Origin of the sequence: Lactobacillus panisapium (assembly GCF_019469265.1) — a bacterium.
GTDB lineage: Bacteria > Bacillota > Bacilli > Lactobacillales > Lactobacillaceae > Lactobacillus > Lactobacillus panisapium.
Genome location: NZ_CP048268.1, coordinates 1196206 through 1211234 on the forward strand (window position 1 = coordinate 1196206; position 15029 = coordinate 1211234).

A 15029-nucleotide genomic window follows, 5' to 3' on the forward strand; every position below is an offset into this window, starting at 1 on the left:
TGTAACATATTGATAGGTATACAAAAGGTTAAAAATGATAGATTTTCCGTCGAGCTTAAATTTAATCATAAAATATAATTAGAATAGCAAAAATTTGATATTGCTAGTAGCTTATTGTGGGGGCGTATTCATGGATTCTACAATTCTAGCAGAGTTTTACAAGTTAAGTGATATTGAAAAAAAGCAGCTGCAAGACCAGCAATTTCATTCTGATTTTGATACGAAATCAATTTTGAAAAAGAAGTCAGTCTATAAAATACCTGTCTTTACTGAAGACTTTTTTAAAAATCAAAATATTTATATTTCCAAGCATAATCGGTTTGCGGCATATCCAACGCACACGCACACATTTCTTGAAATGAACTACATGTTGGCTGGACATGCTATCGAGCATATCGGAAAAAGAGACATTCAATTAAATCAAGGCAATATCTTAATTTTAGATGTGGGAACAACCCACTCAATTGAAGCTCTCAGTGCAAATGATATTATGATCAATATTATTTTTAGAAATAACATTGAGTTTTCCTTATCAAGCATTCAGAAATTAGGGCAATATAACAGTATTCTTTATAAATTTTTACCAGCGGATGACCATTTAAACAAGTATTTGATATATCAAAGTTATCATACAAAAGGACCAGTTCAGGTGATAGCTGATGCAATTATTGAGGAATACTTTCATCCACAAAAGTTCTCGAAAATGTTGATTGACAGTTACTTACGGTCTTTCCTCATTCTTTTATCCAGAAATACCAATCTGTATTCTGATGACACCATTCAAAAGCAAATTCCCAACTTAGTTTTATACATGCTTAAGGAAATTACTAAAAATCCGAAAGATTGCAATTTAAATAAACTGGCTGAAGAATCCAGTTATAACCGCGCATATTTAGGGAGCCTATTTAAAAAATCTACTGGCCTGTCTTTTTCCGAAGCATTAACAGACCAGCGATTGCTTGATGCTTATAATATGCTAATATCAACTAAAATGCCTATTTCGGAAATAACCGAGCAAGTAGGAATCAGTAATAAAACATTCTTTTATAATAAATTTAAAAAGAAATTTCACGAATTACCAAATGATGTAAGAGCCGAGTTCAAATAAAAAAGCCTGATCCAGAATTATTTTCTGGGTCAGGTTTTACTTAAAGAATATCAATGTTATATATCTTTTAAGGTGTTTTTGTGAAAAAGTATAAATAAAAAATAGTGAGGTATTGACAAGAATGTCAATTTTTAAAACAAAAAGTCTTTACTGGGTGACTATAGCACCACCCCCTTTCAGGTTAGTTAGCCTCAAGTTTGAGTAAAAAATAATTTTTATAACACTAAATAAATGCTGTAAACAATAAAAGATCAAAATAGAGATCTTTTCCTTTTAAAAACAGTTATTTCTTCAGCTCATAAACATAGGAAGTTTCGTCTGGACGGTATGCGCCATGCAGCTTACCAACTTGAGTAAAGCCCATTTTATTAATCAAATGTTGCATAGCCTTATTATCTTCGTGCGTATCGATTCGAATCGAATCAACCTTATCACTTTGCCTAATCTTGTTAATCACGGAATTTAATAGTTGAGTCGCATAACCCTTACCAGCATGCTCAGATTTAATTGCAACACGGTGAATAACAACATAATTATCTGTATCGCAAAGCCACTTACCGTTTAAATTATCATATACATGGTCAGGCCCATCCACAATGGCAATTGCACCGACTGTCTCATGATCATCTGAGACAGCTAAATATGCCCAGCCATTCTTGATATCTTCCTTAATCTGATCATGCGAAGGATAATCACCCTGCCATTGATCTACACCATGTTCTGCTAACTGATTAGCACCGTCTTTCAAAATAGTTATGATTTGGTCGAAGTCGGCCATTGTTGCTTTTCTTAATTGCAAAATTCTTATTCTCCTTTTTTGAAATACCGCACCATTATATATATTGAAGTTGCAGTTGTAAAAAATTTTGACTCCTATTTAGGAGAAATTTTGCAAAGCTAAAAAGTTTTTAATTTATCCACTTTATTTATGTCACAATGCCTGTTATATCAACATATCAATGATGCCAAAAATTAAAAATATGTTTGAATTTTACACTAAAAACCTATAAGCCTAGTACCCGATTTTATTAGCGGAAGAATTTGCCTTCTCATTCAAAAACTAAAAAGCCATTTAATTACTGAATCTAGCAATTAAATGGCTCTATTCTCATATTAGCATATAAAAGATAAGCAATTTAAAATAAAAACCAATGCTAAAAGCATTGGTTTTAATAATGGGGTTAAGCACCTTGATATTGGACAAGTGAGAAAACATCTAAATCTGGCAGTTTCTCTCTTCCCTTTAAATCTGGTAATTCAACGTAAAAGGCAGCCCCCACAAGTTCACCACCTAGATTTTCAATCAACTGCTTGCATGCACGAAGCGTCCCTGCAGTTGCAAGTAGGTCATCACAGATAACTACACGTTGACCTGGTTTAATTGCATCCTTATGCATTTCGAGACTATTTGAGCCATATTCTAAATCATAAGAAGCACGTTCAACTTCTCGAGGGAGCTTATGAGGCTTTCTAGCGGGAATAAAACCAATTCCTAATTCAGTTGCCACCGGACAACCAACAATAAAACCGCGAGCTTCAGGACCAACAATTACGTCCGCCCTTCTTTTCTTAGCATAATTTGCTAATTCATGTGTGGCTTCTTGAAACAACTTTCCATCTTGCAAGATAGGAGTTATATCCCTAAATACTATCCCTTCATTAGGAAAGTCCTTAACACTTGCAATGTGTTTTTCAAAAATGTTTGCCATAAGAAGAAAAACCTCCAAAACTTCATTTGCTTTTCTAAAGCTTCTTTTGACCTTCCTATTCTAGCAGACTTTCTAATTAAAAGCATTAAAAGCCCTAAAAGTTAATGTAGTTTTAATTGCTCATTCACGTACATTAAGAGCTTGGAACTCGCCATTTTTCTAAGCTGTTGTACAAAATTAATTTGTGAACTGGTTGCACTAAAATATTTTGAAGCCGTAAGCGGCTGCTTGAGTGGATTCTTGATGCCGTAAATTTTATCTTGATCCATTTTGATAAACTTTAGTTCAAAGAAAACGCGGAGAATAAATAAAATACTGTTATAATCCAAGCCTAGATATGGGGCTACTTGCCGGTAGTCCTCTGCAGCCAAGCCCGGGTGTTGGTACACATACTTCAGTACTTGTTCAAATGCACTTTTAGCCGGAATATTTTCAACTGGCAATTGATCTAGTAAAAAACGCAAATATAGCTGGCCAAAATGATTATTCAGTGCCAAATCAAATTCATTTTGATTATGGGGCGCATCTAAAAATACAGCTACTTCACCCTCATCATCATATTCATTGACCAAAGTAATCTTAGACGGATCCAGATCATAACGATTGGCTGCTACTGCTTTATTTTTTTCATCAAACAATAAATATTTATCCGCAAATCCCATAACATACTTTTCTTGCCGGAGGTCAACTACATCTTGAGCCACACTTAATTGCGGAGCTGCAAAAACTATTCCTTTCATTATTCCTTGCAGCTTAACTTGTTTGCGGTAGCAATTTTCTCCTAATTGAATGAAGAGCTGATCGATATATGGCAAGAGGGTTCTCGTAAGGTACTTCTTATTAAAACCAACGACTTCAAGCTTAGTGTTATCTTTTGCAACTGTTAGTTTAATATGATTCTTGTCTTTGCCCATGAAGAAACAACTGCATATTTCTGGGTGGCTAATACTAAATATTGGTTCTTCATTATCTGTCCCGAATGGTCCAACCCTTTTGATTTCAGCCATCGTCTTTGTACTCAGTCCGCTAAATGGCAATTCAAAATCATAATATTCAGTCATTGAGCTTGCAGGTGTTTGATAGCTTTTTTCAAAAGACTGTCGTAAATCATCGACTTTACTTTCTTCCATCGAAAGACCGCAAGCAAAATCATGTCCACCAAATTTTAGAAATAGTTCTTTTTTCATGGGGTCAAGTGCTTCAAAGAGATTAAAACCCGCAATCGATCTACCCGAGCCTTTGACAATGCCAGCATCATTCTTGGTTAAGACAATTGTTGGCTTGCGAACATGCTCCACAATTTTGTTGGCAACTAACCCAAGAACACCCTCATGAAAGTTGGGATCATAAATAACTAGTGTTTTTTTAGTTTGCCAACTGTTAGTTTTAATTTGCTCTAAACAGCTCTTAAATACTTGTTCAGTTAATTCCTTTCGTTGATCATTTAATTTCTCAACTCGATCGGCAATTTCTTGGGCTTCTTCTTCACTTTCACTCAAAAGTAAATCAACTGCTAACTCGGCATTGTCAAGCCGTCCAACGGCATTTAAACGTGGTGCAATATTAAAGCCAATATCGGTTTCATTAATTTGGCCAAAACTAAGTCCAGCATTTTTGATTAAACAACGCAAACCTGGTCTTTCGGTCTGATTAATTACCCTTAATCCCTGCTTAACAATGATATGGCCTTCACCGGAAACCTTAACCATATCACCAATTGTTCCAATCATCGCCAGATCTAACAGTTCAGTCATTGGATCCTGCATTAACTCACGGCAAATAGTGTATGCAACACCTGCACCGCAATAATCATCAAAAGGATAAGACTGTCCAGGATAATTACAGTGAACGATGGCATAGCTATCCGGCACTTCTTCCTGAATTTTATGGTGATCAGTAATAATTGTATCAACCCCATGTTCTTTGGCATAAGCCACTTCATTTACACCAGTTATACCATTGTCAACCGTAATAATCAGTTTGGTTCCATCAGCAACAATTTTCTGGTAGGCTGCCATATTTGGGCCATAACCATCCCGAAAACGGTCAGGAATATAAAAATGAACATCTGCCCCTAGAATCGTCAAAGTTTCCATCATAATACTAGTTGCAGTTATTCCATCTGCATCGTAGTCACCATAAATAGTTATTTTTTCACCATTATCAATCGCCAGATTAATTCTTTCGACAGCCTTAGTCATGTCATGCATTAAAGTTGGCTCTGCTAAATCCTCTTCAGTCGCATTAAACCAAAAGTCCAACTGCTCATCAGTATTAAGATTACGCTGAGCAAGTAATTTTGCCTCAATCTCACTAAGTTGATATTTTTCAATTAATTCGGGAGCTAACTCTTTACCAGAGCGCTGTTTCCAATCTATCATTTAAATAATTAGCCTTTTTCCAATCAGAAGAAAATCAGGCAGTTTAATTAACCGCCTGACAAAAGTTATTTCAAATCATCATCGTTCATACGGAGAACTGCCATGAAAGCATCTTGTGGTACTTCAACACGACCAACTGCTTTCATCCGTTTTTTACCACGTTTTTGCTTTTCAAGTAATTTAGCCCGGCGGTCTGGGTCACCAGTATGGATTTTCCAGGTAACATCCTTCCGGTATGGCTTGACTGTAGCTCGAGAAATGATTTTTGCACCAATCGCTCCTTGAATATCAACTTCAAAGTTTTGCCGCGGAATTAACTTCTTCAATAAGGAAGTCATTTGTCTAGCACGATTTTGTGCTTCATCGCGATGTGCAATAAAGCTCAATGCATCAATCACTTGTTTATTCAGCAAAATATCAATTTTAACTAAATCAGTTGCGCGGTACCCAGTTATTTCATAATCAAGTGAAGCATATCCTTTAGTTGACGACTTCAAATCATCAAAAAAGTCATAAATAATTTCTGCAAGTGGCATATTATAAATCACATTAACGCGGTATTTATCTAGATAATCCATGGTTACAAAGTCGCCGCGCTTACGCTGACACAGTTCCATTACCGGACCAACAAAGTCATTTGGAACCATGACTTCGGCTTTAACATAAGGCTCTTGAACTTCTTTATATTCACCGGCTGAAGGAAGATCAGATGGATTATCGATTACCTTAGTCGAGCCATCATTCATAATTGCATGATAATCAACCGAAGGAGCAGTCATAATTAAATCAAGGTTAAATTCTTGCTCTAGTCGCTCCTGGACAACGTCCATATGTAAAAGACCTAAGAAACCACAACGGAAACCGAATCCCAATGCCGTAGAAGTTTCAGGTTCAAATTCCAACGCAGCATCATTTAACTGCAGCTTTTGTAATGCTTCTTTTAAATCATCATATTTAGAATTATCAACTGGGTACATTCCGGAATATACCATTGGCGGAATTTGGCGATAACCAGGTAATGGTTCAGCCGTTGGCTTTTCAGCAGAGGTGATTGTATCACCTACTCGAGTCTCACGGACAGATTTAATATTAGCAGTTAGATAACCGACATCTCCCGCAATTAAAATATCCTTCTTCACGGGGTGAGGACTCGAAACACCGACTTCAGTAACCTCGTATTCTTTACCTGTGTTCATAATTTTGATGTGATCACCGGGCTTGACCGTTCCCTCTTTAATCCGCACAGATAATACTACACCACGATAATCATCATATTTTGAATCGAAAATAAGCGCTTTAAGCGGATTAGTCAGAGAACCATCTGGTGCCGGAATATCCTGAACTATTTGTTCAAGTAAATTGGCAATACCTTGGCCAGTTTTTCCAGATACTTCGGCCGCGTTGCTTGCATCAATTCCAAGCATCTCAGTGATTTCTTCTTTTGCCTGGTCAGGATTGGCTGAAGGTAAATCAATTTTATTAATGACTGGTAGAATTTCAAGGTCATCGTCAATGGCCAAATAGGTGTTAGCCAAAGTTTGAGCCTGAACACCTTGGGACGCATCAACAACCAACAAGGCTCCTTCGCAAGCTGCAAGCGAACGAGAAACTTCATACGAAAAGTCCACGTGTCCTGGTGTATCGATTAAATGAAAAATGTAATCTTCTCCATCCTGAGCATGATATTTTATTTCAACAGAGTTCATTTTAATGGTAATTCCCCGTTGACGCTCAAGTGGCATATCATCAAGCATTTGGTTTTTTAATTGGCGTTCTGAAACAGTATCCGTCAATTCTAAAATCCGATCGGCAATTGTGGATTTACCATGGTCAATATGCGCTACAATTGAAAAGTTACGAATATGTTTTTGATAATCTTGTAGTTTTTTAATATCCATATGTTATTTGCACCCTTTTTTCTATCTTTATTATTATAGCAAATTCACCGTTAGGGATAAAACGAATTGAGCAAAACTATTATTTGTACCTTCTAGTAAAAAAATGAAAAACAGGCTTAAAATTTATAAATAAGTCAAAATAACTACTTTATGATATCAAAACTTTATTATGTGTATCTAACTTACAAAATGACTAATTGCCTTGTAGAGTAGAAATGCCATTAACATATTAACATAGACATTTCTGTCTCTTTTAGGGCTCTCACAGCATTTTTCGATGTTGACAAGTTAACATATTTTTAAAAGTTTTAGAAAAATAAGATTTTTTTAAAAAAACGCTTTACTTTTCTAAAATATTTATGTACTATAAAGCATATCAATCTGCTAGCGATTTATTATTAGTCCACAAGAGTTAATTTGTGGTAATTAATCGATTAAATTATGTAAATGTAAGTTATAGTATATTGTGAAATGAGCTTGAGAATATGAATGCTCTAGCTGAATCATACTTATTAATGTTAGAAAAAAAGTATAAAAAAATAATTTTAAACAAATGGGTCTGGGTAGTTGTAGGTTTAATTGTTTTTATTGGTATTGGCTCTTACGCATTTCATTGCACCAGTAGAGGATACAACTTTACTGGAAGTGTAAAATTACATTGGCCAAAGTTTTGGGAAATGGGAATAGGATGTAAACGATAAATTTAAAGCTGAAAGTTCTTTTAGGCTTTCAGCTTTTTTTATAAGTTTTAATCTGGAAGAATATTAGGACAATGTTAAAAATTGAGAATTTAAATAAAACATTTGGTAAGAAACAAATCTTTGCGAATTTAGATGCAACCTTTGGGGATACTGGTGTCACATTAATTGTTGGAATCAATGGCGTTGGAAAAACAACTTTATTAGACACAATATTAGGAATCAGTAAATATAACAGTGGGACTGTTGAGTTTAATGGACTGAGTTCTGATCAAAAAAAATTTAAAGAGCAGACATTTTATGTTCCTTCAGACTTTTTTTTACCTGAATACATGACGGGTAAAGAATATTCTAATTTCATACTGAAACACTATCCTAATAGTAATTTAGCATTTTTTAAAAAATGTTCAGAGTGGTTAGGAATTAAAGACTCATTGAATAAAACACTAGAAACTTATTCTTTTGGAATGAAAAAGAAAATTCAACTTGCCATCATGGCAAGTTCAGGGACAACCCTAATTTTAGCTGATGAAATTTTTAATGGACTTGATTTTGAAACAACTATTTTCGTACAGAATTTATTGGATAAAATGAGTCAATCAGCTAAAATAATTATTGTTTCTCATGAACCAAGTGTTATAGACTTTTACAGCGAAGACATAAGAATACTAAATAACAAAAAATTAGAAAGAATGTATGGAACTTCTGAGGCTGTAATTGAAAAAGTAAAGAAAGAGGGTAATTTAAATTCAAAGTTATGTCAAATGGAAAAGTATTTTAGAACTGCTTAGTTTCTTTTTTAACGATTCACTACATGGCTTTTTAGACCGCCCTTTTTTTAGGAAAAAGTTAAATAGAGTTTTTCTGGGCATCGGCCTTTTCGCTGTTTACTATTTATACTTTTGGTTAAATATGCAGCAACTTTCAACTATTTCTAATTTAGCAAATACTTTTAATAAATCAAGGTATTTAATCGCGGCAAAGCAAACGTTAAGTAGCTATTACAATTTATGCTTAGTCTTAAGTGTATTGATATATATCTTAGTTAATGCAACTTTTCAATTAACTCGTAATGCTTTGCATATAGCTAAAACTTTACCATTTTCAGAAAAAGAAATCTGGCTATCACAAAAAATTTTTAAGATGATAAGTGGACTTTTTATCTTTGAGATTGTTTTAATAGTTTTGATTCCTAGTATTAAGCTAATAACTCATAATGTATTTTACTGTTTTATTCTTTTAGTTAACTTTCACCTAATTTTTTTAAGTCTATTTCTTATTCTAGATTTAATTTATGATTTTATTTTAGTTAATGTGCGTTCAAATACTAAATTAGTTGCTACATTTATGGATATACTGTTTGTAACATTGGTATCAGTTTATGCTTTTACAGCAAGATTTAAAGTTGATTATTTAGTTGGCCTGATCAAATTTAATGTAGGCAAGTTAATAAGATTCTCCTTTTTTATCTTACTTTGTATACTGATTATGCTAAATACAATTACTCTAATACTGCAGCCACAAGAAATCATATCTAAAAAAAACAAATTTTGGAAATTGCCATTAATTGACTTCAAAAATATTATAGAAATTAGTTTACCAGCTATAATAAGAACACCAAATTTTGCCTATATTTTTTTATTTACGATAGTGATATTTTTATTCTCATCAATATACAATTCTGCAAATGATACTTTAAATAACATGATGTTTGTTTTTCCTTTGATTGGTGTATCTGGAATTAGCTACTCTGATGCAACTCTAAAGTTCAGAAAACATTTCAAACTTTATAATATCTCCGAAAAATACGAGTTGTTGTCTATATTATTTACCGGCGTTGTGATATTAATTCCTGCTTTAGTAATTTCATTAATAAAGTTGAGAAATTTAGATGTCTTTGCTTTTGGATTCTCTATTTATTTATCTTCAATAATCTTAGGATTTTTGTTGCCTAAATCATATGGAAGTGTTAACGAAACCATATCGTCGATAATAATTTTAATTGTTATAGTTCTCTTATCACTAACTTTGGTAAAAGCTGAGCTTTTATATATAATAATTTGCTTTTTGATATTTATCTTATTTATGATTTTAAAAAAGGGGATGTAAAAGAATTATGAATTTTTTTAAAGGTATAAGCCTAGGAAGTTGTACATATTTAGTAGCTTTCATGGTTGACTATGTTGTAGAACTATTCAGGATCAATAGCTCTGGAGAAAAGATCACGTTCTTAGGTCTAAAAATCGTTACTTCCATGCGAGAAAACTCGTTGAATACCACTTTTTCTTTAACATGGAAGGTATTAATTACATATGCTGTTTTCATGGTTGTTTTCATGCTTATATTTTCTGCTTTTAGAAAAATAAAAAGCAGATAGTGATGATTCTTTTTACAATAAATTTTATTTTATCAAGTTTTATCGTTGTATCTCTTCATGAATCAATTCATTTTGTAGTAGCAAAAATTTTGAAATTATCACCTCATTTTTATGTTAGTAAATATGGAACACCAACAGTCAAGTATAAAAACGAAAACAAATATTTTAAGACGTTTTTAACATCTATTAGTGCCCCCTATTGTGGTGGTTGTAATCGCAATTTTGTTACCTGAATCGGATCAGTTTAATCTGATCAAATTAATGGGACTTTTAAATATATTCAATTTATTACCTATAACAACTGATGGAGAAGTTGCTATTTATGCACTTATTAAATTATGGATAAAAATAAAAAAATAATATATAGCATTTTAACTATTTTTATAATAATGTTATTACTGTACATTGGCTATGCAATAACTAAAAATAATGGCGGAGGAACAGGAAAATATAATGATTGTACCTCACAGTTTATACATGAGGATACAAGTAAAATTATGAAGAAGTTAGAAAGCAAGAAACGTGGAATTTACTATTTTGGATTTCCTACCTGTCCTTGGTGTCAAGAACTTTTACCAGTATTAGACTCTTCTCTAAAAAAAATAAACTAAAGGCATATGTAGTAAATACACGAGGAAATAATTACACTAGTAGTGATAATATTAAATTAGAAACTTTCTTTATTCACTATATAAGTAAAAGAAAAGGACTAACCGTTCCTTTGATAATAATAATAAAAAATAAAGGATCTATTCGGGCTCATATAGCAACTGTGCCAGGTCATAATGCGGAAGTTAAAAAAATGAATAATTTTCAAAAAAAGAAATTATTAAATGAATTAAATGATATATGTAAATGGTATAAAAAATAATTTATAATATAATTATTTTTTTATAGATTATTGCTATGTAGAGAATTAAAGAATCTAAAATAAATTAAAATATTTAATTGGCAAAGGCTTAACCATCGATAGAATATAGATGGTTAAGCCTTTTTGTCTGTTTTTGCTTATTCATTTTAAAAAAGTGAATATTTTTCTTCTGAAATATCAACTCTCTATGTTAGCTTATTTTTGTTCAAAACAAAAAAGCGTCAAACTACTTAATAGGTCTGACGCTTAATTGTTTAACAAGCCTTAATAAAAAGATTTGTCAGAAATATATTACTGCAATTTCTCTTTTAGTCTTTCAAAAAAGCCTTTTTCTTGGGGAGTGATTGAACCGCCGCCAGCTTTAACAAAGTCCACTAAAGCTTGCTTTTGCTTTTCGTTGATTGTTTTTGGAATCTGGACTTGAATAGTAGTAACCTGATCACCATTGCCATTACCGCGAAGGTAAGGAACACCTTCACCACGGATAGTGAATTTCTTATTTGGTTGTGTTCCTGCTGGTATCTTTAACTTCTTATCACCATGGACCGTCTTAACCGTAATTTCATCACCAAGAGTAGCCTGAGCAAATGAGATTGGTACGGTAGTATAAATTGTGTTCCCACTACGCTCAAATTCTTTAGATGGCTTAATTCGGTAGCTTATGTACAAATCACCATAAGGTCCACCATTTTTACCTGCTTCACCTTGACCTTCATAACGGAGTTGTTGACCATTATCAATTCCGGCTGGAATATTAACCTCAATGGTATTTTTACCGTCTACAACGCCATTACCATGACAAGTCTTACATGGATGCTCAATGATGACACCCCGACCATGACATTTATCACAGGTAGTTTGCCGCCGAATTACACCAATCATTGACTTTTGGCTAACGGTCATTATTCCCGTACCACCACATTTGTCACAGGTAATAGGTTGAGTACCCTTTTCAGCACCGTTACCCTTGCAAGTTGGACATGTTTCACTGCGAGTATAAGAAACTTGTGTTTTCTTACCATTAATCGCATCCATAAAGTCAATTGTTAACGTATAATCAAGATCTTCTCCGCGAGTTGGTGCTTTCGGATCAACATGACGTGACGAAGCCCCAGCACCACCAAAGAAATCATTAAAAATATCGCCGAAATCGCCAAAGCCACCGAAGTCGCCATATCCTTGGCCGGCTCCACCGCCAAAGCCGCCCTGACCATTTACGCCAGCAGAACCAAATTGGTCATATTGTGCCCGCTTTTGCTGGTCATGTAAAACTTCATATGCTTCGTTAATTTTTTTATATTTTTCTTCTGCACCAGGTTCATGATTGATATCTGGATGATACTTTTTAGCTAGTTTACGGTAAGCAGAGTTAATTTCTTTATCACTGGCATTCCGATCAACGCCTAGCACATCATAGTAATCTTCTTGTGCCATCTAAAAGCTCCTTACTTTACAAAAGAAAAGAACTACTTATGCGGCAGTTCTTTTCTAATTTATTCAATTATAAACCCTTTATTTATCTGGGTCTACCTTATGAAATTCACCATCGCCAGCAGAGCCATTATCAGAGCCGCCATCTTGTGAACCTGGGTTTTGTGGGCCTGCCTGCGGACCAGCTTGACCTTGGGCACCTTGAGCTCCACCGTTAGCTTGGTATAATTTTACGGCTAAATCTTGAGCAACTTTTGATAATTCATCCTTCTTGGTCTTCATTTCATCCAAGTTATTATCTTTTTGTGCCTTCTTCAAAGCCTCAAGAGCATCTTTAACCTTCTTAGTATCATCATCTGATACCTTGTCTTTGACTTCATCTAAGGTCTTTTCAGTTGAGAAGATTAATTGGTCAACCTCATTGCGAAGATCGACTTCTTCCTTCTTCTTTTTATCCTCTTCAGCATGTTCTTCAGCTTCTTTTTGCATCTTTTGAATTTCTTCATCAGATAAGCCGGAAGAACTCTTAATAGTAATCTTTTGTTCTTTTCCAGTACCCATATCCTTAGCAGATACATTAACGATACCATTCTTATCGATATCAAATGTAACTTGGATTTGTGGTACACCACGAGGAGCAGCAGGAATGTCAGTTAACTCAAAGCGACCTAAAGTCTTGTCATCAGCTGCCATTGGACGTTCACCTTGTAAAACATGGACATCTACTGCTGGCTGATTATCAGCTGCAGTTGAGAAAATTTGACTCTTTGAAGTTGGAATTGTGGTGTTCTTCTCAATTAATTTAGTGAAGACGCCACCCATTGTTTCAATCCCTAATGAAAGTGGTGTAACATCAAGTAATACGACATCTTTAACGTCACCAGAGATAACCCCACCTTGAATAGCAGCACCTAAAGCTACAGCTTCATCTGGGTTGATTGAATGGTCAGGTTCCTTACCAGCCCACTTTTTAACTGCTTCTTGAACAGCAGGTATACGAGTTGAACCACCGTTTAAAATAACTTTATCAATATCGCTAACAGTTAAATCGGCATCCTTCAACGCATTATCAAATGGGATCTTGGTACGATCAACTAAATCAGCAGTCAATTCATCAAACTTAGCACGAGTTAAGTCAGCTTCAAGGTGAAGAGGACCAGACTCACCAGCAGAAATGAACGGAAGAGAAATATGAGTTGATGATACACCTGATAAATCTTTCTTAGCTTTTTCAGCAGCATCCTTTAACCGTTGTAAAGCCATCTTGTCTTTAGAAAGGTCAACGCCATTTTCATCTTTAAAGTTCTTGATAAGCCAGTCAATAATCTTATTATCAAAGTCATCCCCACCAAGGTGAGTATCACCGTTAGTCGAAAGAACTTGGAAGACGCCGTCACCTAGTTGCAATACAGAAACATCAAATGTACCACCACCAAGGTCGTAAACTAATACTTTCTCGTCTTCGGCATCTTTATCAAGACCGTAAGCAAGTGATGATGCAGTAGGCTCATTGATGATCCGTTTAACTTCTAAACCGGCAATCTTACCAGCGTCCTTAGTAGCTTGACGTTGTGCATCGTTGAAGTATGCAGGTACGGTGATAACTGCTTCCGTAACTTTTTCACCTAAATAATCTTCAGAAAACTTCTTGATGTATTGTAAAATCATGGCAGAAATTTCTTGTGGAGTATAAGACTTGTCGCCAATTTTTACCTTGTAATCAGTCTCACCCATATGACGCTTAATTGATGAAATTGTGTTAGGGTTAGTGATTGCTTGTCTCTTAGCAACTTCACCTACTTGAATTTCACCATCTTTAAATGCGACAACGGATGGAGTGGTACGGTTACCTTCTGGGTTAGTAATAATCTTTGGTTCTTTACCCTCTAAAACTGCTACTGCTGAGTTAGTGGTTCCGAGGTCAATACCGATAACTTTTGACATTAATAATCTTCCTTTCAATTATTGTGCAACAACAACCATTGCTGGTCTTAGTGTACGATCTTTATATGAATATCCTTTTTGTAAAACTTGAACAACGTGATCTTTTTGTTCATCATTTTCAGCTTCTACAGTTTGTACTGCTTGATGTAAATTAGGATCAAATTTAGCTCCCTCAGCTTCAATTTCACTGATACCATGATCCTTCATCGCCTTAATCAAAGAATCCAAAGTCATTTGGACACCCTTTTTAAGTTGTTTAGAAGCTTCATCATCTACTTTAGTATTCAAGGCACGTTCAAGGTTATCCATTGCTGGTAGAACATCCTTTGCTAAAGATTGTGATTCATACTTGATTAATTGTGCACGCTCATTATTGTAGCGATTTTGCATATTTTGCATTTCCGCTTGACTACGAAGGAATTTGTCCTCCAAGTCTTTCTTTTCTTCTTGAGCTTTGGCTAAATTTTCCGCAAGCTTTTTTTCTGCGGATTTTTGATCTTTGTGTTCGTCAACCTTAGTACTTACTTTGCTTTTTTCATCTTTTTTAGCTTTTTCTGTTTGACTTTTATCTTTGGCCAAATCTTTTTCGCTAACATATTTTTCCTTACTCAC

Annotated in this window: 11 protein-coding genes; 4 read left to right on the plus strand and 7 right to left on the minus strand. The window is 34.4% G+C overall.

Going from position 1 to position 15029, the window contains the following annotated elements:
• Positions 1-130: 130 nt before the first annotated feature.
• Positions 131-1108, plus strand: coding sequence for a helix-turn-helix domain-containing protein (locus GYM71_RS05670; protein ID WP_220219757.1), 978 nt, complete (start codon positions 131-133; stop codon positions 1106-1108).
• A 283-nt stretch (positions 1109-1391) separates the two neighbouring features.
• Here the strand turns inward: GYM71_RS05670 and GYM71_RS05675 are convergent, their stop codons facing one another.
• From GYM71_RS05675 to lepA, 4 genes are all read right to left on the minus strand, one after another.
• Positions 1392-1907 carry a GNAT family N-acetyltransferase gene (locus GYM71_RS05675; protein ID WP_220219758.1) on the minus strand — a complete coding sequence of 172 codons (516 nt, stop codon included), beginning with the start codon at positions 1905-1907 and terminating at the stop codon, positions 1392-1394.
• A gap of 382 nt (positions 1908-2289) precedes the next feature.
• On the minus strand, positions 2290-2817 hold the full coding sequence (locus GYM71_RS05680; RefSeq protein WP_220219759.1) for an adenine phosphoribosyltransferase: 528 nt from the start codon (positions 2815-2817) through the stop codon (positions 2290-2292).
• 101 nt (positions 2818-2918) lie between these two features.
• On the minus strand, positions 2919-5195 hold the full coding sequence (recJ, locus tag GYM71_RS05685; RefSeq protein WP_220221186.1) for a single-stranded-DNA-specific exonuclease RecJ: 2277 nt from the start codon (positions 5193-5195) through the stop codon (positions 2919-2921).
• Positions 5196-5263: 68 nt separating this feature from the next.
• The gene (gene lepA / locus GYM71_RS05690) at positions 5264-7096 is read right to left on the minus strand and encodes a translation elongation factor 4 (RefSeq protein WP_220219760.1); all 1833 of its coding nucleotides are present in this window, start codon (positions 7094-7096) and stop codon (positions 5264-5266) included.
• A 772-nt stretch (positions 7097-7868) separates the two neighbouring features.
• Between lepA and GYM71_RS05695 the strand changes: the two genes are divergently transcribed.
• The 3 genes from GYM71_RS05695 (at position 7869) to GYM71_RS05705 (ending at position 10782) form a co-directional block, all read left to right on the plus strand.
• Positions 7869-8585: an ATP-binding cassette domain-containing protein gene (locus GYM71_RS05695; RefSeq protein WP_220219761.1), complete on the plus strand. Its 717-nt coding sequence runs from the start codon at positions 7869-7871 to the stop codon at positions 8583-8585.
• Positions 8586-8706: 121 nt separating this feature from the next.
• The gene (locus GYM71_RS05700; RefSeq protein ID WP_220219762.1) at positions 8707-9903 is read left to right on the plus strand and encodes a hypothetical protein; all 1197 of its coding nucleotides are present in this window, start codon (positions 8707-8709) and stop codon (positions 9901-9903) included.
• Positions 9904-10509: 606 nt separating this feature from the next.
• Entirely contained in the window at positions 10510-10782 is a 273-nt protein-coding gene (locus GYM71_RS05705; protein ID WP_220219763.1) for a hypothetical protein, read from the plus strand.
• 551 nt (positions 10783-11333) lie between these two features.
• Here the strand turns inward: GYM71_RS05705 and dnaJ are convergent.
• The 3 genes from dnaJ to grpE all read right to left on the minus strand — a co-directional run bounded on the left by dnaJ (position 11334) and on the right by grpE (position 15029).
• Positions 11334-12476: a molecular chaperone DnaJ gene (gene dnaJ, locus GYM71_RS05710; RefSeq protein WP_103751742.1), complete on the minus strand. Its 1143-nt coding sequence runs from the start codon at positions 12474-12476 to the stop codon at positions 11334-11336.
• Between the two features lie 78 nt (positions 12477-12554).
• Positions 12555-14417, minus strand: coding sequence for a molecular chaperone DnaK (dnaK, locus tag GYM71_RS05715; protein WP_220219764.1), 1863 nt, complete (start codon positions 14415-14417; stop codon positions 12555-12557).
• An 18-nt stretch (positions 14418-14435) separates the two neighbouring features.
• Positions 14436-15029: a nucleotide exchange factor GrpE gene (gene grpE / locus GYM71_RS05720; RefSeq protein ID WP_220219765.1), complete on the minus strand. Its 594-nt coding sequence runs from the start codon at positions 15027-15029 to the stop codon at positions 14436-14438.